Here is a 23,611-nt window from a genome sequence, read left to right as displayed (position 1 = left end):
CCCAAAGATCATCTAGGCACTTCGAGCCATTTCTTTTCGGCATATTGCTGTTCGAACCATTGACTTCAGACCACCTTGGAAACCAAGCCATGCAACTCTCTGCTTTGACCGCCCTCTCCCCCGTTGACGGACGCTACGGCGCAAAAGCCGCCGCACTACGGGAGCACTTCAGCGAATTCGGTCTTATCCGTGCGCGCGTGATTGTGGAAGTGCGCTGGCTGCAGCGCCTTGCTGACCACAGCCAAATTGTCGAAGTACCGCCGCTGTCAGTGGAAGCGACGGCTTTTCTTGAGCAGCTGATTCGTGACTTTTCTGTCGAAGATGCCGAACGCATTAAAGAAATAGAGCGCACCACCAACCACGATGTCAAAGCGGTTGAGTATTTCTTAAAAGAGAAGATTGCAGGGCAATCCGAGCTCAACGCGGTCACTGAATTTATTCACTTCGCTTGCACCAGCGAAGACATCAACAACCTTTCCTACGGCGTTATGCTGGCAGATGGTCTAAAAGCCACTCTACCTACCCTGCATGAAGTCGCTGATGAAATTGCCAAACTGGCCATTGCGCATGCGGCTCAACCAATGCTTTCGCGCACCCATGGACAAACCGCCAGCCCCACAACGCTAGGCAAGGAAATGGCCAACGTGGCCTACCGGCTTAAGCGCCAGCTCAAGCAAATCGAACGCGTTGAGATTCTGGGTAAAATTAACGGTGCTGTAGGTAACTACAATGCCCACCTGACAACCTACCCAGACATTGACTGGGAAGCCAACGCACGCACCTTTGTGGAAGGCTTAGGACTAAGCTTCAACCCCTACACCACACAAATTGAGCCCCACGACTACATTGCCGAGCTTTTCGATGCAGTTTGCCGCTTCAACACTATTTTGATCGACTTTGATCGCGACGTATGGGGCTATATTTCGCTGGGCTACTTTAAACAGCGCACCGTCGAAGGCGAAATTGGCTCATCGACCATGCCGCATAAAGTTAACCCAATTGACTTTGAAAACTCGGAAGGCAACCTTGGGTTGGCCAATGCTGTGCTTAATCACTTGGCCCAGAAACTACCGATTTCACGCTGGCAGCGCGACCTGACGGATTCCACTGTGTTGCGCAACTTAGGCGTTGGCTTGGCTTACGGCCTGATTGGCTATCACGCTAGCCTCAAGGGTATCAGCAAGCTTGAAGCAAATCCTGAGCGTCTCGCTGAAGACCTGGATAACAGCTGGGAAGTACTGGCTGAGCCAATTCAAACGGTCATGCGTCGCTATGGCATCGAAAAGCCCTACGAAAAGCTTAAAGAATTAACCCGCGGCAAACGTATTGACCAAGCAGGCTTTGCTGCCTTTATTGATACGCTTGAACTACCCGAGTCGGTTAAAAATGAGCTGAAAGCCCTCTCTCCTGCCAGCTATATTGGTAATGCGAAGGCTCAAGCCGAAGCACTTAACCAGCGGCTTGCTGCACTCTAAACGACGCACTGCGCCCTTAGTCAGGCGCAGCGCTCATTTGAACTAGGATAACGCCATGAGCCAACACGATAAGCCACTCACATTGCTGGGCGATTTAACGCCCGAAGACTTCTTGGCCAATTACTGGCAGCAGAAGCCGCTGCTGATTCGTGGCGCTATCCCCGACTTTATTAGCCCCATCGACCCCGATGAGCTAGCTGGGCTTGCCTGCGAACCCGGTGTAGAAGCGCGCCTTGTGGAAGAAAATGGGCCTGACGGTCCCTGGCAGGTTTCCCACGGTCCGTTTGACGACGCAACCTTTGAGCGGTTGCCGGAAGGCAACTGGAGTCTTCTGGTTCAAGCCGTCGATCACTACGTACCCTCTATCGCCGCACTAATGGATGAGTTTGATTTCCTTCCCCGTTGGCGGTTGGACGACATCATGGTCAGCTATGCGCCGCCCGGTGGTAGCGTCGGCCCACATATCGACCAATACGATGTTTTCCTGTTACAGGCTAGCGGCCACCGGCGCTGGCAACTAGGCGGTAAGCAGCCAGACAACGCGCCCATTATTCAAGGTATCGATCTACGTATTCTTGAAACTTTTGAAATTGAAGCCGACTCTGACTGGACGTTATCACCGGGCGATATGCTGTATCTCCCCCCTGGCTGGGCGCACCACGGCGTTAGTCAAACCGACGACTGCATGACTGTTTCAGTAGGGTTTAGGGCACCCTCAGCGGATGAAGCCATCACATCCTACGCCGACTATCTAGGAGAGCAGCTCTCTGACTCCCACCGCTATAGCGATGCAGGCATGTCTCCTGCAAGCCAAGTGGGTGAACTCGATGATGCGGCCGTTGAACGTATGCGCCAGTTCGTACTTTCCACCTTGGACAATCCTGAGCAAATAGCCCAGTGGTTTGGTCGCGTCATGACCCAACCAAAATACATTGACCAAGTAGCGCCCCTTGAAGTGCCAATGACGGAAGATGACCTTGTTGCGCAACTACAACACGGTGAACCACTGTTTCATATGCCGGGTTCCCGCGTTGCTTGGCGAAGCGATGCCAACGGCACCACGCTTTTTGTCGACGGCGACGGACACTCCTGTTCAACCGAGTTGGCCAAGCGGCTTGCCAACCCATCGCCTATGTATGAAGACGTACTTGCCATTGATGGGGCAGCAGCGCTGATAACACAGTTAGTAAACACCGGAAGCCTAGGCTTTATGGGCGAAGAGGATGATGAGGAGTAGCTAGCGGTGTCGACGACAACCATTATTAACGGTGATTGGAGTACGCTAAAGGATATAGCTTCCGAGATCCGCCGCGTGGTGTTTATCGAAGAGCAGAGCGTGCCTCAAGAGGAGGAGTGGGATGGCCGTGACGAGCAGTGCAGCCACTTCATTGCCTATCTTGAGGATCAGCCAGTGGGGACTGCGCGACTGCTGCCCGACGGCCATATTGGGCGCGTCGCGGTACTCGATAGCGCGCGTGGCGCTGGCATTGGCTATCAACTCATGGAAGCTGCCATTCAGGCTGCTCGAGAAGCAGGCCATACCCATGTAGCGCTGAGCGCTCAATTGCACGCCCTCGCCTTTTACCAGCGCTTGGGATTTGTGGCACATGGTGGCACCTTTATGGATGCCGGAATACCTCACCGGGAAATGCTGCTAACGCTGTAGTTGCTTTTTTTTGACTACGATTGTGATCAATCAATGAGAGCGCCACTGCTATGTGGCGCTTTTTTTTGCTCCATTTTCAGCCCACCTGACGAAAAACGACTACACAAACAGAGCGTTTCAGCACGCTCCTGTAGTTGAACTACAACCCCTTCTGCCCCCAAGTGACAATTGTTGAACCTGCCGTTCTCGTTGATAGTTATTGCACCGCAGCGTTATGGCGCAACATCGAAGTTAGCCAAACAGGAAACGCTGTAACCGACGTTTAAATAAGCGTCTCCACAATGATCACTCTCCGATGCGACGTTTGACTAAGAGACGTTTTGCTCAGAGACAATTGGCGTAGAGACAGCGCGTTAAATTTCGATAATGCTGAACACATCTTCGCAGGTGCAGCATAAGAATAAGCTAACTTGCGAAATAGCTATCATGACCCCGGAGGAAACAGCTTATGTCAGGACTGCTCGACGATATCAAAGCAATGGCCCAACTGCGCGAAGCTCAAGGCGGCAAATGGGAAGCGATCAAACCTGAATACGCTGCACGCATGCGTGCTCAGAACCGTTTTCATACCGGTTTGGATATTGCACGCTACACTGCAAAAATTATGCGTGACGATATGGCGGCCTACGACGCCGACACGTCTAAGTACACGCAGTCTCTGGGGTGCTGGCACGGTTTTATTGGCCAACAAAAACTGATTTCCATTAAAAAGCACTTTGGCACGACTAAGCGCAGTTACCTCTACCTGTCAGGCTGGATGGTAGCCGCCTTACGCTCCGAGTTCGGCCCACTGCCCGATCAGTCCATGCATGAAAAAACATCGGTCGCTGATCTGATCGAAGAACTGTACACCTTCCTGAAGCAGGCAGATGCTTGGGAACTTAACCACCTGTTCCGTGCCCTGGATGAGGCTAAAGCAGCAGGCGACAGTGCTCAAGAGCAAGAGCTGATCAGCAAAATCGATAACTACGAGACGCATATTGTACCGATCATTGCTGATATCGATGCCGGTTTTGGTAACGCTGAAGCGACTTACCTGCTGGCCAAGAAATTCATCCAAGCGGGCGCTTGCTGTATCCAGCTTGAAAACCAAGTTTCCGATGAGAAGCAGTGTGGCCACCAGGATGGTAAAGTCACCGTTCCCCACGAAGATTTCCTGGCCAAAATCAATGCAGTGCGTTATGCCTTCCTTGAACTCGGCATCGAAGATGGCGTTATCGTGGCGCGTACCGATTCGCTAGGTGCAGGCTTAACCCAGAAAATCGCAGTGACTAACGAACCTGGCGATCTAGGCGACCAGTACAACAGCTTCTTAGATGGTGATGTCATCGAAAATGCTGGCGACATCAACAATGGTGATGTGGTTATCAAACAAAACGGTAAGCTGGTTAAGCCGAAGCGTTTAGCGTCAGGCCTCTACCAGTTCAAACCGGGCACTGGCGAAGACCGCGTTGTGCTTGACTGTATCACCAGCCTGCAAAATGGTGCTGACCTGCTGTGGATTGAGACCGAGAAGCCCCACGTCGGCCAAATTGCCAGCATGGTTAACCGCATCCGCGCCGTCGTGCCCGATGCCAAGCTGGTTTACAACAACTCGCCGTCATTTAACTGGACGCTGAACTTCCGCCAGCAAGTATTTGATGCCTGGGAAAAAGAAGGCAAAGATGTTTCCGCTTACCAGCGTGACCAGCTAATGGGTGTTGAATACGACAACACTGAACTTGGCCAGCTAGCGGATGAGTGGACACGTAACTTCCAACGCGATGGCGCTCGTGAAGCCGGTATTTTCCACCACCTAATCACTCTGCCGACGTACCACACAGCAGCGCTATCGACTGACAACCTGGCTAAAGGCTACTTCGGCGATGAAGGCATGCTGGCCTACGTCGCAGGAGTACAGCGTCAGGAGATTCGTCAAGGCATCGCTACCGTAAGACACCAGGACATGGCTGGCTCTAATATTGGCGACGACCATAAAGAGTTTTTCCACGGTGATGCGGCACTTAAAGCCGGTGGTAAAGACAACACCATGAACCAGTTCGGCTAATCATTTAATTAGCACGACACAACAGGGGGCTTAGGCTCCCTGTTTTTTTATAAGCTAGCCTTACAACACCCCTCTCCTGATCAAGCATCGTAGTCACTTTTACACATTGCTTTCTTAATACTTGTCTACACTTTAATCCATGATCTTTCCTGTTGATGGCTAGTCAAAACTAGCCGCTTAGGTTATCTTTGGCGAACGCTGTTCTATAACTAGCTTACGTATTACCACCGCTACGGCTTAGCAGCCATGCGGGTCAAGACACACTGGAGGTTTGAATGAAACGTTTACTACCTATTGCAGCATTGAGCATTCTCACGCTGGCAGGTTGTGCCAACACTGCGCCTTATTCAGGTGATGTGTACCGTGGCAATCAAGCGCAAACAGGCCAAAGCGTGACCTATGGCACCATCGTGGCAGTCCGTCCTGTACAAATCCAGGCAGACAGCCGTACAGGCAACCTGTTGGGCGGCGGTGGCGGTGCTGTCATCGGCGGCCTGCTGGGTAGTCAAGTTGGTGGTGGCTCTGGTCGCCAACTAGCAACCGTTGCAGGCGCATTAGGTGGCGCAATTGCCGGTACCGCAGCAGAAGACCGCGCTAACCGCATTAATGCGTTGGAAATGGAAATTCGTCGCGACGACGGCACAGATGTGATCGTGGTTCAAAGCGCAGACCGTCAATATCAAGCAGGCCAGCGTGTTCGCCTGATCGGTAGCGGCGCTAACTTAAGCGTAGCTCCTTACTAAGTTCGTCTTACCAAACGCTTCCTAGCCAGTAACACAGGTAGCGCCGTAATAGAAAAATGCCCGACCAAGCCTACTTGGTCGGGCATTTTTGTCGCCTTCGTTAATGGCTAACAAGGCATAATTTAGTGAGCTACTTTATTGCTCGCCCAGCTTGCCAGCTTTGCGATTACCAAACCAATAATGGTCAACAGGATAACAACCAGAAGGATATCGACTGGACGAATCAGGGTTGTAGCACCCAATACGGCTAATGCTGCCACCCATAAATAGCGGTTGTCACCATGTGTTTTTAATACCTCAGGCAGCATTTTATCTAGCCCCTGACTGACACTGCTATCCCAGCGTTTGTTCGCAAAGTAGGCAATTAGCACAAAGGCGATAACCCAAATCAAGAAGATCGTCATAACCAGCTCCAGTGAATGTTGTCTAAAGGGGGAAAAGAAGTTGTCGTAGGGTATCCCCGGTTACCCCGTGGCGCAATAGCGCCAAAGGAGTGGGAGGAGGAAAAAGCCTGTTTACCCCCTGACAAGCAAGCTCTCACGCGTTACCATGTTGGGACATGCACTCACCGAAAGGTTATTAAATGCAAATTGCGCAAAACTCGGTTGTCGCGTTCCACTACACCCTGACCAATGATGCAGGTGAAGTGCTAGACAGTTCCGAAGGCCGTGAGCCGCTGACGTATCTACACGGCGCTGGCAACATTATTCCGGGTCTGGAAAAAGAGCTCGAAGGCCGTGCCGAAGGCGATAAGCTGAACGTAAAAGTAACCCCAGAAGAGGGCTACGGTGAAGTTCAAGAACAGCTGATGCAAGAAGTACCTCGCGATGCGTTCCAAGGCGTTGAAAGCATTGAGCCAGGCATGCAGTTCCAAGCCCAGACTCAAGGCGGCCCGCTGATGGTTACCGTCAAGAAAGTTGAAGGTGATACTGTTGTAGTTGATGGCAACCACCCGCTGGCTGGCCAACATCTTAACTTCGATGTTGAGATTGCAACCGTTCGTGAAGCAAGCCAGGAAGAAGTCGAGCACGGTCATGTGCACGGCGAAGGCGGCGTAGAGCACTAAGTTGCTCAACGCGTGCTTATAGGGCGGCCTAGGGCCGCCCTTTTTAATGGACACTCCCCCCGCTTTACTCCTCCGGGATAATCACTAACTGCCCATAGCGCACGCTACGTGACGATGTCACTTCATCAGAAAACTGCTTCAACGCGCTGCCCTGCCCCTTTAATAACGCCACTTCCAAACAGCTATCATGATTAATATGCACATGAAGTGTCGATAGCGTTAGATCATGATGATCATGAGAGTGTCGGGTTAAGCGTTTCGATAAATCTCGCGCCGCATGATCGTACACATAGACGAGCGCGCCCATGCACGGCGCTTCGGGCGCAACCTCCTCTTTGGCCTGCTTTAACCCACTGCGTGTTAAATCACGTATCGCCTCTGAGCGGTTTTGGTAGCCGCGCGCATGCATCAATGCATCGACCTCGCTCAGCAGTTCCTCATCCAGCGTTACCGTTACCCGTTGCATATTCTCTCCTAAACTAACGCCGCAAGCGCGGTGCTGCCGTGACTTCCAGCTCTCAAAGTATGATGTTATTGTAAAAACATCATACGGTTGGTTTTTGGAGCGCCTCATGCGTCGTACTATCTTACTGGGTCTGGCGGTTACGTGTGTAGCGCTTAGCTCTCCTGCCTTCAGCAAAGAGCAATTGGTTTTGGCAATCGGCGGCGAACCCGAGCAGGGGTTCGACCCACTGCTTGGCTGGGGCCAGTACGGTAGTCCGCTTTTTCAATCGACGCTGCTAACCCGAGGACGCGACCTTACACCACAAGCCGGTTTGGCGACCGCGTGGACACTGTCAGAAGACCGGCTCACCTGGATACTCACTCTGCGCGATGACGCTCGCTTTAGTGACGACACACCGTTGACTGCCAAGGATGTTGCCTACACCTTTAATGCCGCAAAGCAAGCCGGTGGCCGGGCCGATTTAAGCGCACTGAACAAAGCCAGCGCCATCGATAACACTACCGTTGAGCTCTCTTTAAACGCGCCGCGTATTACCTTCATCGATCAGTTAATGACGCTTGGTATCGTTCCAGACGCTAACAGAGAAAACGGTTATCGCGAAGGGTACGGTAGACAACCGCTGGGCTCAGGCCCTTATCGGCTCGTCGAATGGCAAGAGGGCGAGCAACTAATCGTCGAGCGGAACCCCTATTTCCATGGCCCCTTACCGGCCTTTGAACGACTGGTGTTCGTATTTACTGGCGAAGAGTCTACGTTAAGCGCGGCCCATGCTGGGCAGCTCGACCTTGCCGCTGTGCCACCAGCACTCGCCACCAACCTACCAAGTCATATGCAGCGCATCGTTATGGAAAGCGTCGATAATCGAGGTATTTTGTTTCCTATGCAGCCTGCTGCAGGCGAGCAGGCCGCGTCTGGTGCGCCTATCGGTAACGATGTTACTGCCGATAGTGCGATACGCCAGGCGGTTAATCTTGCCCTTGATCGAAACACCCTCGTTGACGTCGCCCTAAATGGTTTTGGACGCCCCGCATTTGGCCCTGCCGATGGGCTGCCCTGGAGCCTGGATGACGAAGCCTTTACAGCGCCCGACAGCGACCGTGCCAATGCGCTACTCGATGCAGCAGGCTGGGAGCGACGTGCCGATGGGCTACGCTATAAAAACGACCAGCCCGCTCGTTTTCGCTTGACCTACCCTGCCAGCGACACCACTCGCCAACTGCTCGCTCAAGTAAGCGCCGAGATGGTACGCCCACTGGGCATTGAGATGCAGCCAACAGGCCGTCACTGGGACGAAATACAGCGTGAAGCACTGCACCAAGACGCCATCGTCTTCGGCTTTGGCAGCCACAGCCCACAAGAGGTGTACTACCTGTTTCATAGCCAGCACGCGGGGTTTGGCTTCTATAACAGTGGCTACTACTCAAACGCGACGGTGGATAGCCACCTAGAAGCCGCTCAAGCGGCCGCAGGGGCAGAAGAAGCTAACCGCCACTGGCAAGCCGCCCAGTGGGATGGCAATACGGGCTATGGCTTTAGGGGCGATACTAGCTGGGCATGGATGGTTAACCTAGCCCATGTATATGCAGCCAACCCCTGCCTGGACCTTGGGGAGTTAGGCATTGCGCCTCACGGCCACGGCTGGCCAATTACCGCCAACCTGCTTGAATGGCGCTGGACGTGCGATTGATTAAGATACTGGCAAGCCGCTTAGTACGGCTAGCATTGGTATTGCTGTGCGTCGCGATGGTGACGTTTGGGTTAGTCATGCTCTCGCCTATTGACCCTGTGGATGCCTATCTTGGCCCCCAAATGGCACAGGTAAGCCCCGAACAACGCGCCCTGATCGCTGAAAGGTGGGGATTTGATGCCTCGCCTGCCGTTCAATTTGGTCATTGGCTAAGCCAATTGCTAAGTGGCGAGTTAGGCTGGAGCCATGTCTACAATCAACCGGTTAGCGAGGTTATCAGTCAGCGTTTCCAACGCTCTTTTATCTTGCTGGGTAGCGCTTGGCTAATGTCGTTGCTTGTTGGCTTTGCGCTGGGCGTCATCGCCGGTGCGAAAGAAGGCTCACCACTCGACCGGCTGATTAGTGGCTACGCCTATGTCACCGCCTCAACACCTGCTTTTTGGCTTGGCATGCTGGCAGTACTAATGTTTTCCATTTATCTCGGCTGGACCCCGACCTGCTGCGCTGGGCCGGTGGGCGTACTCAACCAAGACGTTAGCATGCTGACTCGATTGCACCACTTAGTACTACCCATGACGACACTGGCCCTGCTAGGCATCGCCACCATCACCCTTCACACCCGCGCGCGCATGATAGCGCTGATGAACTCCGACATCGCCCTTCACGCTTTTGCCCAGGGAGCCAGCCGATCAGATATCGCCTGGCGTCATGGCCTACGTCATGCCAGCCTCCCAGCACTAACGCTCGCTTTTGCTTCGCTAGGAGAGTTGTTTGGCGGCTCAATATTAATCGAGCAGGTATTTGCCTACCCCGGCCTTGGACAAGCCACTGTTGAAGCAGGACTACGTAGTGACGTTCCGCTACTGCTTGGGATAGCGCTGTTTACCGCGCTGTTTGTCAGTGTCGGCAATCTGATCGCAGATAGCCTGTATCCACTTATCGACCCACGCATGGCACAGGAACAGCCATGAGGATGATCCAACCACGCTTAGCCGCCGCTGGCTATATTGGCCTTCTAATCATAGTGTTGGTTTTGCTGATAAGTAGCCCATGGTGGGCAGGTCATAGCGCGGCGCCAATGCAGTTTGATGCGCGCCTTATGCCACCGAGCACCAGCCATTGGCTAGGCACCGATGCTTTGGGACGCGAGCTATGGGCGCGAACACTGGCTGGGTTAAGACTCAGCTTTTGGGTAGGGCTAAGCGCTGCGCTACTCGGCACACTCATTGCGTTAACGCTAGCGACGCTGGCGACACTTTCAACCACGTTAGATGCTCTCGTTAGTCTGCTGATTGACACGCTGCTAAGCGTACCGCACCTGATATTACTACTCCTATTAGCCTTTGCTTTAGGTGGTGGTACACAGGCAGTGATTATTGCCGTGGCACTTACCCATTGGCCAAGTTTAGCCAGGATACTAAGGGCGGAACTCTTTTCCCTACGCCATGCCCCCTACGTTGCTATTTCCCAGGCACTAGGAAAAAGCCGCTGCTTTATTTTAGTACGCCACTTACTCCCCCACTTAATTCCCCAGTGCATTGTTGGCGCACTGTTGCTGTTTCCTCACGCCATTCTGCATGAAGCCGCCCTGACTTTTCTGGGCGTAGGTTTAGACCCAACCCAACCCGCTATCGGGGTATTACTCGCCGATGCCATGCGCTACTTAACCGGGGGCTTTTGGTGGTTAGGGGTATTCCCAGGCCTAGGGTTACTGCTGATGGTGCTATCGATTGATCGTTTAGCGGTGCAATTGCGTCGCGCTCTATAACAGGAGGAAGCTAGCATGCTGGATATAGAGAACCTGACGCTGCAATTGCCCTACTACCAGCACTGGTGGCGACGAGCGTGGACCACCTGCGTTGATAACCTGTCGTTAAGCATACAACCCGGTGAAATACATGCTGTCATTGGTGCATCCGGCGCCGGAAAAAGCCTGCTAGCTTACACAATTATGGGATTACTGCCGGAAGGGGCAAAAACCAGTGGCCAGCTATTTTTTAAAGATGCGCCATTGACCGCTGAACGCCAGCGCCAGCTTAGAGGTCGCCAGCTGGCCCTCATTCCGCAATCACTTAATGCCCTAGACCCACTCGCGAGCAGTCAACGCCAAGTCAGTTGGGCGGCTCGCCGGGCAGGGCAAAGCAAAACCGTCGCTTGGCACAGCGCAGAGCGCGCACTAAATCATTATCAGCTCAATCATCACGCTCAGCGGGCATACCCCCACCAGCTTTCAGGCGGTATGGCGCGGCGTGTTTTAGCCGCCATGGCCCAAATCGGCAACGCTAGCCTAATTATTGCCGACGAACCAAGCGTTGGCTTGGACCCTCAACAGCGCGACCGTGTATTGGCCGCTCTGAAGGCACTCGCGCTTGAAGGGAAGGCCGTCATGCTAATTACCCACGATTTGCGCCACGCGTTACCCATCGCCGACCATGTAACGATACTGCGCCAGGGAAAGTGCATTGAAGCTACTCCTGCCACTGCCTTTCAAGGCAATGGGGAACAGCTTAAAAGCACCTATGCCTGCGCACTCTGGAATGCTCTGCCCGATAACACCTTTAGTACTCAGGTGCGTGCTAACGAAAGTGCCGCCCACGCTGATGCCATCGACCTGCCTAAGGAGCCAACCATTGCTTGATGCGCGCAAAATCACCTTTGGCTTCCATTCTCAAGCACCTCTATTAACGCAACTTTCGCTATCACTTGAACGGGGAGAATGGCTGGGGCTAAGCGGTGACTCAGGGGCAGGCAAATCTACGCTGGGAAAACTCTTGGCTGGCTTACTGCGGCCACAACAGGGGGAGATTTATGCCGATGATAAGCCACTCCCTTCCCGTGGGCTGCGGCCGGTACAGTGGCTGCCGCAATCACCGGAACTTGCCGTCAATCCACGTTGGCGAGTAAAGAAAGTACTCTGCGAAGCATGGTGCCCTTCTGAATCATTAATGCAGGATTTTGGCATCCAACCTGATTGGCTATCGCGTTTTCCAGGTACCTTATCTGGTGGAGAATTACAGCGGGTATGCGTATTGCGGGCGTTAGCCCCAGGTGTACGCTATCTGATCGCTGATGAAATCTCGACCATGCTCGATCCCATCACCCAAGTGGAGCTATGGCGGGCAATAAAAAAGGTTGCCGGCCGCCACCAACTTGGCGTGTTAGTGATCAGCCATGACGCGGCACTGCTAGCGCGATTGTGTACTCGACGTCTCCATTTAGCTCGAGGTACGCTTAGCGCAGTTCACGACGCTCGAAACGCCATAAACCAATGCTAATGATTAGCGTGACGCAAAGCAGTAGCCAAGACCCCACCGCTACGCCCTGCCACTGCGCCCAACGCCAAAATGGCTCTAGCCAGAATCCACCAATACTTGCCCCGAGGTAGTAAAATACCAAGTAAAGCGCTGAGGCACTGCCCCTAGCACCTTGTGCATAGCGACCTACCCAGCTAGAGGCCAGAGAGTGTGCTAAGAAAAACCCAAACGCGTTAATGGTGAGACCAACAATAATCAGCGGCAGAGCATTGGCCAGCGTTACCGCCGTGCCTAGCATCAAAATTAAGATACCCACGCTCATACAGCGCGCGGGTGAAAAACGTCCGGCTAATCGGCCCGATACCGTAGAGCCAAGCGTCCCCCCTAGATACGTCAGGAAAATCAGCCCCAAGCTGCTAGCCGCTAATTGATAAGGCTCACCAGCCAAACGGAACGTGATATAGCTGTACTGATTGATAAAAATAAGAAAGTTAATTCCGCCCAGGCAATAAGCCGCCAACAGCACCGGCGTGCGCAAATGCCCGAGCAGATCACCGGCCGCTTGGCGAAATTTAAAGCGCTTGGGTGTAAAGGCTCGGCTATTGGGTAGCAGTCGCCAAAAAACTGCGCACCCGACTACCGTCATGATTCCTACCGCTAAAAATGCCGCCGAGGGGCCACCGAAGGTCGCCGCCCCACCGCCTACAATTCGGCCGCTAATACCACCCAACGAATTGGCGCCAATATACAGACCCACCGCACTGAGCAAAGCGGGCTTTTCAAACTCATCCCCCATCCATGCAATCGCAACGGCTGGCAACCCGCCCAGCACGAAACCCTGCAGTAAACGCAGCAATAATAAGCTTTCGAACGTAGGTGCAAACGCCAATGCGAGAGAGAGGCCGCCGGCTAAGAGCAACGTGATGCGCATGATAGCCTCACGGCCAATCGCATCAGACAGGGGGCCAAATACAAGTAGCGCGAAAGCAAGGGAAAGCGTGGAGGCGGACATCAAAAAACTAACACCTAAGGTAGATACCCCATAGGTGTCCTTCAGCCCGGGTAGCAGCGGTTGCGGGACATATAAGTTGATAAAAACAAGAAACGACCCTAGACAAAGAGCCGCAGTCGCGCGCCACCAGGCGCGCGTTCTAGCTTCGATCATATGATGTCCACACTATGCAAAACTGATCGCAGACATTTACGGCATATAGCGGCTACTAAGCTGGGCTAAATTGGTCGGCTCTAGCGCGCGCCGAGACTGCCAATAGTAGCGCTGCCAGTAGCTGTTATCCAAACGAGAGATCATGACGCCTTTGGAAGAGGACGCGTGTAAAAAACGGCCATCCCCTACATAAATGCCCACATGGTTGTATCGACCTGGAGGGCGGAAGAAGACCAGATCGCCCGCCTGCAGCTCTTGGCGGTCGATCGGGCGTCCCTCATGTACTTGGTCATAGGTAGAGCGTGGCAGCTCTAAATTAAATGTGTCACGAAACACATTCCTTACCAGAGCAGAGCAATCAATGCCTTGTTTCGAGGTACCGCCTATGCGGTACGGCGTCCCAGCCCATCGCTGATGTTGCTCTAACAGTGCCTGACGAATGATCGTAGGTGGCGGCGTCTGAAGGCTACGCAGTTGGCCAGTGGCGTTACTGACCGGGGACATTGCGAGGTTTTCACCTTCTGCCAATCCCGGCAGCGCCATTGAGAAATAATTCTCGGGTGGCTCCATGCCCTGGCGTGAGGCAGAGCCCGCACAACCAGTTAAAACAGCGACAACAGCACAAACACTTACAACACGGACAGCGGTCACAGCGGGGGGTGGTGACGCAACCATGCGCTTAACCTCGTAACAATAAAAATATTTAATGGGAATGAAGTATGAAAAAACTCATTTTTTTCAAACCCTGGACTATAAGCTAATTACCCTGTGCTTGGCGAGCTTCAATGCAATATTCGCTGATCGCCCGGTAACGTATCGATATGTAGCGGCGCAAAGTGGCGCGGTTTATTACCAGGAAAATCAAGGCTCGCCCAGGGACCAGCCAGTATAGGGGCGCCACACAGCCATGCGACTAACGCCTGCCGAAACCCAGCCAGAAAGCTTTCTCGCTCTGGTGTTTCGCCCATAAAAAACGAAAAACCGGCATACATTCCCGCGGAGTACTCTTGCCAGCCAGAATAGTGATTAGCCGCCAGCTTATAAGCACGATCCAACACGTCGGCAAACGCTTGCCGGTCTAACCAGCCAAGCTGGCGCGCCGCAATGGCGAGATCGACTAATTGAGCAATGTCCCAGGCAGCCATATCTACATCGTTACAACCATCTTCATTACTTTGCACCCGACGCAAGCGAAGCAGATGATGACGCTCCTCCTCGGCACAATCACCCGATTCTAGAATAGCGATTTCGGCATCTAAGCGATCAGGATTAAGTGTGTAGGGCGCATAGTTAATCTGGTACTCCTGACGATCCCCAGACTCGAGCATGAAGGTCAAAAACTCCTGCATGTCATCAGCACTGGTCAGATGATAATGGCTTTCCACCCATTCACGGATATCAGCGCACTCTCTGAGGCTTTCCACTTGAGGCTCACTCCACACAGCGCTATTAAGCGGCCCAACCAGCGACATAGCAGTAAAATGGCTGAGCGTTGGCCGCTCGCCAGGTTCACACCAGGCATCAGGATGCCAATTCAACCAATGGAAAAGACTACCGGGGTCCTCTAAATGCCAGGCAATTTCATTAATCAGTGAGTCGTGCTCCGGCTCTGGTAAGCAGCTTTCCCAGGCAAACCATGCTTCAAGCAAACGCTTTGGCGTGGCGTAAAAGCGACACAGGCAACTACGCAAAGCGCTGGCATGCGTCATTAGTGGTTCACGCTCATATAGGCTGCTATCCAGCGCCATATGTAAGTAGAACGCGAACTTTTCTGCCATATGAATAGTGGCAGCATGACGGCTAACCCCTTTTACTGCATTACGTTGCTTTAGCTCGTCAGGCGTAGGCTGACCAAACGGCGTCTGCGATGGCGGCATTACGCCATGAACGGCGTCTGCGGCAAGCTGATTAAGGTGGTGCGCCTGGGCCGGTAACCAATAGCGCGCTAACGCTTGGTGTCCCTCATCAGCATGCAGGTCTAACGAATCCTGAAGATAGGCCGCCGCCTCGGCACGGCGCTGCTCTGAAATAGGCGCGGATGGATTCAACTGACGCAGCATTACATCAGGTTCTCGCACGCTGGCCAGGGCCAGTAACCAATGATGGGAAGTATTTCTCCACTGTGTAATGCGTTCACGAGACGCGCTCAGCGTTAGCTCATCCAGCAGCGAGCTTAGTGGACATTTCCACGGACTATGAGGCGCCTGCGTCAGTAGCTTATGGCGTGTACTCGGCGTCATACCACGCCGATCGATACCTTCAAACAAGCTTTGGCCTCGCATATAGGCTTTCAGCACTGCGTACCAGTCATGGTAACGACGGCTTATTAAGTCAGCCGCATGCGCTGCGAGATCATCAGCCTCCGCTTGGCTTAACCAACCACAGCAAGCGCCCGCCCACGCCAATTCAACCAGTCGTAGCCAGTCCCAAGCGGCCCACTCCAGTGGCTCACCTTGGCTGACGAATGTAGTCAACACCGGTGCATAAGGGGCGTCCGCAACAGCACCCCGCTGCCACTCTTGGCGCTGAGCATGGTCCATAGTGAGCAGTTCACGGGCTTCGATATCCCAGCTCTGCCGCTCCCCCTGGGCGCTTAACCACAGCATCACTTCAAGCAACTGATCACGATCATGAACCTGCCAGATACGTGCTAGCCATTCGGGGGCGTCTGGCCAGTCAGCAGCACTTGCCGGGTAACTGAGCACAGAGCGAAACAGCGCACATAGACGCCACGGCTGTGCTGATGGGTTTTCTGGCCATAGCGTCTGGGGTTCAGGCAATCGTGCCAGTGCGGCGTCAAGAACTTGCCAAGTGATGCCTTCGCCTTCACTTTCTAAATCCGCTAGCGCCTGACAAGCGTCAATAAAGCGATCATCCGCGCCGGTTTCCCACCCTTTCACGCCAAGCGCTCGGCGCAGGTCGGAAAGCCAAGCGCGCAGATCGCTGTAATCAGACGTAATACGACGGGTAATGTGGTGCGCCCAGGTTTGTGCCTGAGATTGTGTCAGCCAGCCTGCCGCGCCTGCTAGCGCTGCCCACTCTAGCGCCCCCAATAGTCGATCAGCTTCACCGACTGGAGCATCCAGCGCAAAAAAGAGCTGATCAGCCAACTCGCCACGGTGTGCAATACCCAGCTGTAGCAGACGTTGTTCGGCCGCTCCCGCATCCACCGTCAGCGGATGCGGCGTAAAGGCCCAATCACACAGCACGAGCTGTTGAGCCCACCAGGCATTCAGTGCATCGGCCAAAAGACACCTCTAAGAAACAGGAAGCTATTAATGAAAATAAAAAAGAGTGAGCAGCCTACACAATAAGGCCGCTTAAAATAAAAAGAGACGTCGTTATAACGACATCGTCAAAATGGCATTGCTAAGAGGGCATAGTGTAACGGAAAGTGGCGCGAAGGCCGATAGCGATGAAACGTTAAAACGAGGCAAAAAACGAACGCCTAAAACAGCACTGCCCGGCGCAGGGCCGGGCAGCAAATAATGCACTAGGTTGGCTATGCTAAGCGCTTTTAACTTTACTGATTATCCATAACAACACGACTGCACCGACGATTGCGGTCACCAACGAACCGATAAAACCGCCCGCTTGCAGACCTAACAGGCTAAATAAAAACCCACCAAGCACTGCGCCAACAACACCGACACCAATATTGCCCAAAATACCAAAACCACCGCCACGCATGATGTTGCCAGCGATCCAGCCAGCCAAACCACCAATAATCAACCACGCAATAAAGCCCATAGTGCCTCCTTGATGTTCACTTTCGTCAGGGTTTTACCTATAACATCTTAACTGCAACGTTTTATCCGCAGTGTTTTACGTATAACTGTTGCTTGCCCTACCATAGCACACGGCGCTACGGTCCTGCCCATTTGATCCCCTTCCTTACAAGGAAACCCTATGATTCCCGATTCTCTCAAGCAATTACTGTCCGATGTAGACGGCCACCAGCAGGTAACCTGGCAAGGGCGCGACATAGCGCTGTTCAAGATGGCTTGGGGAGAAATGGCAGTTAGCCTACAGGGCGCACAAGTGCTGCATTTTGAACCCACTGACGACACCGGCTGGCTTTGGGTTACCCCCACACCGCAGGCGCTTCCAGGTGCAATCCGTGGTGGCATCCCTCTATGCTGGCCCTGGTTTGGCGACGAACGCTATGCTGATGAAAGCCCTGACCGTAACGGCCCTTTTCACGGGCTTGCTCGTCACGCTCAGTGGCGTTTAGACGCGATTGATGACCATGCTGAAGGTATTGAAGTGCATCTCTCTCCTATCGAGCGCCTACATAGTCAGCTAACCGCTCGCGTCGTCATTCAAGCGAATGCCCAGCGCTTGAACGTTGAATTAATTAGCGAAAATATTGGCGAAGTACCGGTCAAGATCAGCGGTGCGCTGCATACTTACTTGGCTGTTAGTGATGTACACCAGTGCCGCCTGGAAGGGTTGGCTGGCGCACGTTATTTAGACAAACTGCGCGGTTTTGGCGAAGACCAACAACAGGGTACGCTGGCTATTCGCGGAGCCGTCGACCGTATTTATCACACCAATGAAGCCGTATTATTGAACGATGGGCAGCGCACGCTGCGTATTGCCAAACAATCCAGCGACTCCACCGTGGTGTGGCACCCAGACAGCGATTTGCCCAGCGATACGCCTGCCGATGCGGCACGTCACTTTTTTTGCGTTGAAGCTGCTAACACCCGCCTAGATCCAGTATGGCTAGTCCCCGGCGCACAACACCTATTAGGTACGACATTAAGCCGCGGTTAATCCTCGGTTCATCAAGGCTTTGTTATCATCAAAGCAATTAATGTTTTTAAGGGAGCCATAATGGATCCACAGCAATGGCTGGAGGCTGCCACCTTTGCCTTTAATCTGATCGGCATGGTGGTGTGCTTAGTTGGCTTGACACTTGCGCAAAAAATGCAGCGCCGCTGGCCAGGGTATAGCGTCGCTGTGGTTGGGTTTATCATCGCCACCCTGCCCATGCTTTCCCAGATTGTACTAATAAGGAATTGATAGGATGCGCCAGCCGTTAAGTCGCGAACTGAGCAATTTATTAGAGCGAGGCCGTGACCGGCAATTAAGGCTGGCGGTAACGGGGCTGTCTCAGGCAGGGAAAACCGCGTTTCTAACGTCACTGGTTAACCAACTGCGCCACGCTGGGGTGGAAGCTCAGCTAGACTTGCTACCCGCCGCCCGTGAAGGGCGTTTGCTGGGTGCGCAGCGGTTGAACCAACCGGACCTTGGCGTGCCACGTTTCCCTTATGATCCTGGCATGGCGGCGCTTCGTGATACGCCGCCGCGCTGGCCTGAGCCCACCCGTGGCATCAGTGAACTGCGTTTACAGCTGCGCTACCGCCCTGCCCAACAAGGCTGGTTTACTCCAGACATTGCCCACTTAACCCTCGACTTGTTCGACTACCCAGGCGAGTGGCTGCTGGATTTACCCCTGCTACAGCACGATTTTTACAGCTGGTGCCAGGCGCAATCACTGCATGAAGGACCACACCGGAAGGTGTTATTCAGCGAATGGTTAACGGAGGCTGAACAACTAGACCCTGCCGCCGAGGCTGATGAAGCTAAACTGGCAGCACTCGCAGATGCCTATGCCCAAGGTCTTCGCCGGGCCAAACAAGCAGGATTTTCCGATCTTCAGCCAGGACGTTTTCTGCTCCCTGGCGAGCTAGATGGCGCGCCAGTACTGCAATTTTTTCCGCTGCCTGAATTAAATGCACCAAAAGAAACCCTGGAAGCACTACCCGATACTAGTATTTACGCCACCTTGGCCGCGCGCTTTCGCTACTACCAGCAGCAGGTGGTACGGCCCTTTTATCGTGACCATTTTCGCCGTTTCGACCGTCAGATTGTGCTGGTCGATGTACTTGGTGCGCTTAATGCCGGGCCGGAACGCTTTGAAGACCTTTCCCATGCACTGCGCCAACTGATGCAAAGCTTCGATTACGGCAAGCGCAGTCTGTTGACGCGTCTATTTGCGCCGAAAATAGACCGTCTGGCCATTGCTGCTACCAAAGCTGACCACGTAACGCCCGACCAGCACGGCAATGTTGTGCAACTGCTGGAAGCGTTACTTGCTGAGCCACTTAAAGACCTGCGTTTTGCCGACATTCCGGTGAAGGCATTGTCACTGGCAGCCATACGCGCCACTGAAGCCCGTGAAGTGCTCCACGAAGGCAAACGCACCCCCGCGCTAAAAGGCACTACCCTGGAGGGTGAAGACGTACTGGTCTACCCAGGTGACGTGCCAAACCGCCTTCCGAAACCCGACTTTTGGCAGCAGCAAGGCTTCGACTTTCCCAGCTTTCGCCCCATGTCCGTTGACAGCGAAGCGCTTTCACACATCCGCATGGATGCCGCTATCGACTGGCTGATTGGAGATAAATTGATATGAGTAATCCTCAGCCGCGCCGGGATTTCCAAACAGAAGAAGCACCCGCCCCCAACCCCGAGCAATTGCGTCAGCGTGAAAGTTTTGCCGCGACTGAATCGCATCAGCCGCTGACTCCCCAGGCAGACATCAAAGCACTTCCGGAAGCGAGCCTGAGCACACCCCGAAAACGCCGTTGGGGGTTGATGTTTGCCCTGGTCGGCGGTGCTACGTTGGGCAGCGTAGAATTGGCCACCGGCATTCCAGACGCCTTTTCCCAGTCACAGTGGATGACCATGGCCTGGCAGCTGTTTGGCATTAGTTTGATTGGTTTAGGCGGTTTGTCATTGTTGAAAGAGCTTGGCCGTCTGCGTCGCTTAAAGCGCCATGACCGTTTACGCCATGATCTAGCCGAGCTGCCACAGCGCTCTACCAAGCAAGCCCAATCCATGGCAGAGCAGCTCAAGCGCCAGCTAAAGCTGAGCGACGATGATCCTCATTGGCAGGCATTTCAACGTGCCTGTCAGCCCCACCATAGCGGTGAAGAGATACAAACACTGCTACGCTACCATCTACTGGCGCCCCGCGATCGCGAAGCCCAACGCCTAATTACCCGTATGTCTGGTGAAACGGCCATTATGGTGGCTATCAGCCCGCTGACGTTGGTGGATATGGCACTGGTGGCCTGGCGCAGTCTTGCCATGGTCGACAGACTCTGCCGCCTTTACGGACTTGAGCTTGGTTACGCTAGCCGTCTACGGCTGTTTCGCAATGTGCTGCATAACATGGCCTTTGCCGGGGCCAGCGAGCTCGCTACTGACGCCAGCATGGATATGCTCTCACTGGATTTGGCAGGTAGGCTTTCCGCTCGTGCGGGCCAAGGTTTGGCCACAGGCCTACTGAGCGCCCGTTTAGGGCTACGCGCCCAGCGTCTATGTCGCCCAGTGGCCTTTACGGATGAAGAGCAACCCAAGTTGGCCGATCTACGCCAAGACCTATGGAGGCAAATCAAACGGCTCGATAAAGAGCCCGTTTCACAAGATCGTTAAACGGGAGGGTTCGATGCGATCCAGTCGAGAAACGTGCGTTTGCCAACCCCATTGTCATTTGGGTTGGCATCAATGATGCCGTAACCATTAGGCGTCGCCAGACTGAGATGCTTCAGTCCGACCAGCATGCCACGCTCGAGCATGTCTTCGACTAGCCCTCTCCAACCCAGCGCTACGCCTTGCCCTGCAATCGCCGCTTGAATCAACAGCGTATAGTTATTGAAATCCAGTTCGGAAGATTGCCCATAAGGCGCCCCGCCCATTTGCTTGAAGTATGTCGGCCAATCCAGCCAGTGCTGCCGTTGATCAGCGGTAAGGGTCAGCAGGGGGACTTCAGCAAGCGATGAGAGCTGTTCCAATGGGCCGTACTGTTTCAAAAAACCAGCACTACAGACAGGAAAAACCTCCTCCTGAAACAATGGAGAAGCGTTTTTCATCCCCCGTTCATCACAGAACATAATGGCCACATCGACCTCTTGCCCTCTCCACTCAAAGACTTCCTGGCTAGTTAAAATGCGTACGTCGATATTAGGGTGCTGCTGCCGAAACATCGGCAGCCGCGGCATCAGCCAGTAAGCAGCCAACGAAAAATCGGTCAAAATATTGACGTGCGGATTATGCTGGCGATGCTGCAGCCGTTCGATCGTCTCCTCAATGATCGAAAACCCCTCCTGAACACTGGCAAACAGCGCATGACCAGATTCGGTCAGTAGCACGCCACGGTATACCCGGTCAAAAAGCTGTAAGCCAAGCTCTTCTTCCAACGCCCGAACCTGCTGGCTGACCGCCGACTGGGTCGAACGCAGTTCATTAGCAGCCGCTGTAAAGCTAAGGTGTCTAGCCGCCACTTCAAACACCCTTAACCCATTCTGTGACACCTTTCGCCCGATTAATGACATAAGCTCACCTAATGGAAAACATTAAAAAATAGCCAGTTTACAGGTTACCGGATTAGCAGAGAGACTTACTAAGAACTAATAGCCGCCGTAACGCTGGAGATTCTGTCTATGACGATCCGACAACCCAACATTCTTTTCCTGATGGCCGACCAGATAGCAGCCTCAGCGATGCCCTTCCACGGCCACCCCATCGTAAAACCCCCCCACCTCTCACGATTGGCAGATGAAGGGGTAGTGTTCGACTCAGCCTACTGCAACACCCCGCTGTGCGCGCCATCTCGTTTTACGCTGATGGCAGGGCAATTGCCGTCACGCATTGGAGGTTATGACAATGCCGCTGACTTCCCCGCAGATACTCCTACTTTCGCCCATTATCTACGCGATGCTGGTTACTACACCGCCCTCACCGGTAAGATGCATTTCTGCGGCCCTGACCAGTTGCATGGTTTCGAAGAACGGCTGACCACCGATATCTACCCGGCCGACTATGGCTGGTTTGTCGACTGGGAAAACTTTCATGAACGGCCTAGCTACTACCACAATATGTCGTCGGTGATTCAGGCGGGGCCATGCGTGCGCTCCAACCAGCTCGACTTCGACGATGAAGTCGCTTTCCGCGCTAAGCGCTTTCTTTACGATTATGCCCGCAATGGCGAGCAGCGGCCCTTCTGCCTGACTGTTTCAATGACGCACCCACACGACCCTTACACCATTCCTCAGGAGTACTGGGACCGCTACCAGCACGACGCCATCGATATGCCACGGGTGCCCTATTCAAGAGAGCTGATGGATCCACACTCCAAGCGGCTGCGTCATGTTTACCAGTGCGATGAGGGCACCATCAACGATGAACAGATCCGCAACGCGCGCCATGCTTATTATGGGGCGCTAAGCTATGTCGACGATCAAATCGGTGACGTGCTTAAAGCGTTGAAGGAGACTGGCCTCGATGAAAACACCATCATTGTTTTCTCAGGTGATCACGGTGATATGCTCGGCGAGCGCGGCCTGTGGTACAAGATGAGCTGGTTCGAGGGCTCAGCACGTGTGCCGATGATTATCCATGCGCCACAACGCTTTACTCCAGGCAGGGTGCGTGAATCAGTATCGACTATGGATCTGCTGCCAACGTTTGCTGAACTAGCCCACAATGGAAGCGCACCAGAGTATGCCGTGCCGATTGATGGTCGCAGCCTCTTGCCGCACCTGACGGGAAACGGTGGCCACGATGAGGTAATAGGCGAGTATCTTGGCGAAGGGGCTATTGCACCGCTACTAATGATTCGTCGCGGTCGTTACAAATTCGTCCACACTGCACCAGATCCAGATCAGCTATTCGATCTCGATGCAGATCCGCTAGAGCTCAATAATCTCGCCGAAAGCCCTGCTTATCAGGAATTATGTAAGGAATTTCGCAATGAGGTCGCCAGTCGCTGGGACTATGAGCAAATGCATAATGAGGTGATTGCCAGTCAACGGCGCCGCAAACTAGTTTCGCGGGCCCTTAAGCAAGGCAAAGTTACGCCATGGGATTATCAGCCCACTTTCGATGCTAGTACCCAGTATATGCGTAACAACATCGACTTGGACGACCTAGAGCGTCGAGCACGTTTATCAGCCACCGCCTCCGTAACAAACAACCGTTGATTCATCATTTAACCACTACCACCCTAAAATAAAGATGATAAGACGGCGGA

At 53.6% G+C, this 23,611-nt stretch carries 23 protein-coding genes; 16 read left to right on the top strand and 7 right to left on the bottom strand.

Going from position 1 to position 23,611, the window contains the following annotated elements:
- The first annotated feature begins 89 nt into the window (after nt 1-89).
- The 5 genes from purB (at nt 90) to NDQ72_05985 (ending at nt 5,931) form a co-directional block, all read left to right on the top strand.
- Entirely contained in the window at nt 90-1,475 is a 1,386-nt protein-coding gene (gene purB / locus NDQ72_06005) for an adenylosuccinate lyase (protein WKD29500.1), read from the top strand.
- 55 nt (nt 1,476-1,530) lie between these two features.
- Nucleotides 1,531-2,712 (top strand): cupin domain-containing protein, encoded by a 1,182-nt coding sequence (locus tag NDQ72_06000; GenBank protein WKD29499.1) that lies wholly within the window; start codon nt 1,531-1,533, stop codon nt 2,710-2,712.
- A 6-nt stretch (nt 2,713-2,718) separates the two neighbouring features.
- On the top strand, nt 2,719-3,141 hold the full coding sequence (locus NDQ72_05995) for a GNAT family N-acetyltransferase (protein WKD29498.1): 423 nt from the start codon (nt 2,719-2,721) through the stop codon (nt 3,139-3,141).
- Nucleotides 3,142-3,589: 448 nt separating this feature from the next.
- Nucleotides 3,590-5,188 (top strand): isocitrate lyase, encoded by a 1,599-nt coding sequence (locus NDQ72_05990; GenBank protein WKD29497.1) that lies wholly within the window; start codon nt 3,590-3,592, stop codon nt 5,186-5,188.
- A 275-nt stretch (nt 5,189-5,463) separates the two neighbouring features.
- Nucleotides 5,464-5,931 (top strand): glycine zipper 2TM domain-containing protein, encoded by a 468-nt coding sequence (locus NDQ72_05985; GenBank protein ID WKD29496.1) that lies wholly within the window; start codon nt 5,464-5,466, stop codon nt 5,929-5,931.
- A gap of 122 nt (nt 5,932-6,053) precedes the next feature.
- Here NDQ72_05985 and NDQ72_05980 read toward each other — a convergent pair whose 3' ends face one another.
- Nucleotides 6,054-6,335, bottom strand: a complete 282-nt coding sequence (locus NDQ72_05980; protein WKD29495.1) for a hypothetical protein — start codon at nt 6,333-6,335, stop codon at nt 6,054-6,056.
- Between the two features lie 179 nt (nt 6,336-6,514).
- Here NDQ72_05980 and NDQ72_05975 point away from each other — a divergent pair, with 179 nt between their 5' ends.
- Nucleotides 6,515-6,997, top strand: coding sequence for a peptidylprolyl isomerase (locus NDQ72_05975; GenBank protein ID WKD29494.1), 483 nt, complete (start codon nt 6,515-6,517; stop codon nt 6,995-6,997).
- A gap of 64 nt (nt 6,998-7,061) precedes the next feature.
- On the opposite strand, the gene nikR is transcribed toward NDQ72_05975, so the two are convergent.
- A complete protein-coding gene (gene nikR, locus NDQ72_05970; GenBank protein WKD29493.1) occupies nt 7,062-7,463 on the bottom strand; it encodes a nickel-responsive transcriptional regulator NikR in 402 nt (133 codons plus the stop codon).
- Between the two features lie 106 nt (nt 7,464-7,569).
- Between nikR and NDQ72_05965 the strand changes: the two genes are divergently transcribed.
- The 5 genes from NDQ72_05965 to NDQ72_05945 are packed head-to-tail and all read left to right on the top strand — an operon-like array spanning nt 7,570 to nt 12,425.
- Nucleotides 7,570-9,150 (top strand): ABC transporter substrate-binding protein, encoded by a 1,581-nt coding sequence (locus NDQ72_05965; protein WKD29492.1) that lies wholly within the window; start codon nt 7,570-7,572, stop codon nt 9,148-9,150.
- Nucleotides 9,141-10,121, top strand: a complete 981-nt coding sequence (locus NDQ72_05960; protein ID WKD29491.1) for an ABC transporter permease — start codon at nt 9,141-9,143, stop codon at nt 10,119-10,121. The genes NDQ72_05965 and NDQ72_05960 overlap by 10 nt, the downstream gene beginning before the upstream one ends.
- On the top strand, nt 10,118-10,918 hold the full coding sequence (locus NDQ72_05955) for an ABC transporter permease (protein ID WKD29490.1): 801 nt from the start codon (nt 10,118-10,120) through the stop codon (nt 10,916-10,918). The genes NDQ72_05960 and NDQ72_05955 overlap by 4 nt, the downstream gene beginning before the upstream one ends.
- A gap of 15 nt (nt 10,919-10,933) precedes the next feature.
- Entirely contained in the window at nt 10,934-11,788 is an 855-nt protein-coding gene (locus tag NDQ72_05950; GenBank protein ID WKD29489.1) for an ATP-binding cassette domain-containing protein, read from the top strand.
- Nucleotides 11,781-12,425, top strand: a complete 645-nt coding sequence (locus tag NDQ72_05945) for an ATP-binding cassette domain-containing protein (GenBank protein ID WKD29488.1) — start codon at nt 11,781-11,783, stop codon at nt 12,423-12,425. Before NDQ72_05950 ends, NDQ72_05945 begins: the two co-directional genes overlap by 8 nt.
- Here NDQ72_05945 and NDQ72_05940 read toward each other — a convergent pair.
- The 4 genes from NDQ72_05940 to NDQ72_05925 all read right to left on the bottom strand — a co-directional run bounded on the left by NDQ72_05940 (nt 12,382) and on the right by NDQ72_05925 (nt 17,319).
- Nucleotides 12,382-13,569: an MFS transporter gene (locus NDQ72_05940; protein WKD29487.1), complete on the bottom strand. Its 1,188-nt coding sequence runs from the start codon at nt 13,567-13,569 to the stop codon at nt 12,382-12,384. The two genes, NDQ72_05945 and NDQ72_05940, sit on opposite strands and share 44 nt — an antisense overlap.
- 36 nt (nt 13,570-13,605) lie before the next feature.
- Nucleotides 13,606-14,244 (bottom strand): NlpC/P60 family protein, encoded by a 639-nt coding sequence (locus NDQ72_05935; GenBank protein ID WKD29486.1) that lies wholly within the window; start codon nt 14,242-14,244, stop codon nt 13,606-13,608.
- Nucleotides 14,245-14,351: 107 nt separating this feature from the next.
- Nucleotides 14,352-16,817 (bottom strand): DUF1266 domain-containing protein, encoded by a 2,466-nt coding sequence (locus NDQ72_05930; GenBank protein WKD29485.1) that lies wholly within the window; start codon nt 16,815-16,817, stop codon nt 14,352-14,354.
- Between the two features lie 259 nt (nt 16,818-17,076).
- On the bottom strand, nt 17,077-17,319 hold the full coding sequence (locus tag NDQ72_05925) for a GlsB/YeaQ/YmgE family stress response membrane protein (GenBank protein ID WKD29484.1): 243 nt from the start codon (nt 17,317-17,319) through the stop codon (nt 17,077-17,079).
- A gap of 159 nt (nt 17,320-17,478) precedes the next feature.
- On the opposite strand from NDQ72_05925, the gene NDQ72_05920 reads away from it, so the two are divergent.
- The 4 genes from NDQ72_05920 to NDQ72_05905 are packed head-to-tail and all read left to right on the top strand — an operon-like array spanning nt 17,479 to nt 21,015.
- On the top strand, nt 17,479-18,348 hold the full coding sequence (locus tag NDQ72_05920) for a D-hexose-6-phosphate mutarotase (protein ID WKD29483.1): 870 nt from the start codon (nt 17,479-17,481) through the stop codon (nt 18,346-18,348).
- Nucleotides 18,349-18,408: 60 nt separating this feature from the next.
- A complete protein-coding gene (locus NDQ72_05915; protein WKD29482.1) occupies nt 18,409-18,597 on the top strand; it encodes a hypothetical protein in 189 nt (62 codons plus the stop codon).
- 4 nt (nt 18,598-18,601) lie between these two features.
- A complete protein-coding gene (locus tag NDQ72_05910; GenBank protein WKD29481.1) occupies nt 18,602-19,990 on the top strand; it encodes a YcjX family protein in 1,389 nt (462 codons plus the stop codon).
- Complete coding sequence (locus tag NDQ72_05905; protein WKD29480.1) at nt 19,987-21,015, top strand: YcjF family protein; 1,029 nt, start codon at nt 19,987-19,989, stop codon at nt 21,013-21,015. The genes NDQ72_05910 and NDQ72_05905 overlap by 4 nt, the downstream gene beginning before the upstream one ends.
- Here NDQ72_05905 and NDQ72_05900 read toward each other — a convergent pair.
- Entirely contained in the window at nt 21,012-21,914 is a 903-nt protein-coding gene (locus tag NDQ72_05900) for a LysR substrate-binding domain-containing protein (GenBank protein WKD29479.1), read from the bottom strand. The two genes, NDQ72_05905 and NDQ72_05900, sit on opposite strands and share 4 nt — an antisense overlap.
- Before the next feature lie 108 nt (nt 21,915-22,022).
- Here NDQ72_05900 and betC point away from each other — a divergent pair, with 108 nt between their 5' ends.
- On the top strand, nt 22,023-23,561 hold the full coding sequence (betC, locus tag NDQ72_05895) for a choline-sulfatase (GenBank protein WKD29478.1): 1,539 nt from the start codon (nt 22,023-22,025) through the stop codon (nt 23,559-23,561).
- The last annotated feature ends 50 nt before the right edge of the window (nt 23,562-23,611 follow it).

The sequence above is a fragment of the Halomonas sp. KG2 genome (assembly GCA_030440445.1).
In the GTDB taxonomy this organism is placed as follows: Bacteria; Pseudomonadota; Gammaproteobacteria; order Pseudomonadales; family Halomonadaceae; genus Vreelandella.
Note: the sequence above shows the minus strand (reverse complement) of the source record. Positions and strands in the feature narration are given on the sequence as shown.

What these genes read in the sequence shown, in the direction of transcription:
- purB (WKD29500.1), top strand. Translation starts at nt 90, where the DNA reads ATGCAACTCTCTGCTTTGACCGCCCTCTCCCCCGTTGACGGACGCTAC.
- NDQ72_06000 (WKD29499.1), top strand. Translation starts at nt 1,531, where the DNA reads ATGAGCCAACACGATAAGCCACTCACATTGCTGGGCGATTTAACGCCC.
- NDQ72_05990 (WKD29497.1), top strand. Translation starts at nt 3,590, where the DNA reads ATGTCAGGACTGCTCGACGATATCAAAGCAATGGCCCAACTGCGCGAA.
- NDQ72_05985 (WKD29496.1), top strand. Translation starts at nt 5,464, where the DNA reads ATGAAACGTTTACTACCTATTGCAGCATTGAGCATTCTCACGCTGGCA.
- NDQ72_05980 (WKD29495.1), bottom strand. Translation starts at nt 6,335, where the DNA reads ATGACGATCTTCTTGATTTGGGTTATCGCCTTTGTGCTAATTGCCTAC.
- NDQ72_05975 (WKD29494.1), top strand. Translation starts at nt 6,515, where the DNA reads ATGCAAATTGCGCAAAACTCGGTTGTCGCGTTCCACTACACCCTGACC.
- nikR (WKD29493.1), bottom strand. Translation starts at nt 7,463, where the DNA reads ATGCAACGGGTAACGGTAACGCTGGATGAGGAACTGCTGAGCGAGGTC.
- NDQ72_05965 (WKD29492.1), top strand. Translation starts at nt 7,570, where the DNA reads ATGCGTCGTACTATCTTACTGGGTCTGGCGGTTACGTGTGTAGCGCTT.
- NDQ72_05955 (WKD29490.1), top strand. Translation starts at nt 10,118, where the DNA reads ATGAGGATGATCCAACCACGCTTAGCCGCCGCTGGCTATATTGGCCTT.
- NDQ72_05950 (WKD29489.1), top strand. Translation starts at nt 10,934, where the DNA reads ATGCTGGATATAGAGAACCTGACGCTGCAATTGCCCTACTACCAGCAC.
- NDQ72_05940 (WKD29487.1), bottom strand. Translation starts at nt 13,569, where the DNA reads ATGATCGAAGCTAGAACGCGCGCCTGGTGGCGCGCGACTGCGGCTCTT.
- NDQ72_05935 (WKD29486.1), bottom strand. Translation starts at nt 14,244, where the DNA reads ATGGTTGCGTCACCACCCCCCGCTGTGACCGCTGTCCGTGTTGTAAGT.
- NDQ72_05925 (WKD29484.1), bottom strand. Translation starts at nt 17,319, where the DNA reads ATGGGCTTTATTGCGTGGTTGATTATTGGTGGTTTGGCTGGCTGGATC.
- NDQ72_05920 (WKD29483.1), top strand. Translation starts at nt 17,479, where the DNA reads ATGATTCCCGATTCTCTCAAGCAATTACTGTCCGATGTAGACGGCCAC.
- NDQ72_05915 (WKD29482.1), top strand. Translation starts at nt 18,409, where the DNA reads ATGGATCCACAGCAATGGCTGGAGGCTGCCACCTTTGCCTTTAATCTG.
- NDQ72_05910 (WKD29481.1), top strand. Translation starts at nt 18,602, where the DNA reads ATGCGCCAGCCGTTAAGTCGCGAACTGAGCAATTTATTAGAGCGAGGC.
- NDQ72_05905 (WKD29480.1), top strand. Translation starts at nt 19,987, where the DNA reads ATGAGTAATCCTCAGCCGCGCCGGGATTTCCAAACAGAAGAAGCACCC.
- NDQ72_05900 (WKD29479.1), bottom strand. Translation starts at nt 21,914, where the DNA reads ATGTCATTAATCGGGCGAAAGGTGTCACAGAATGGGTTAAGGGTGTTT.
- betC (WKD29478.1), top strand. Translation starts at nt 22,023, where the DNA reads ATGACGATCCGACAACCCAACATTCTTTTCCTGATGGCCGACCAGATA.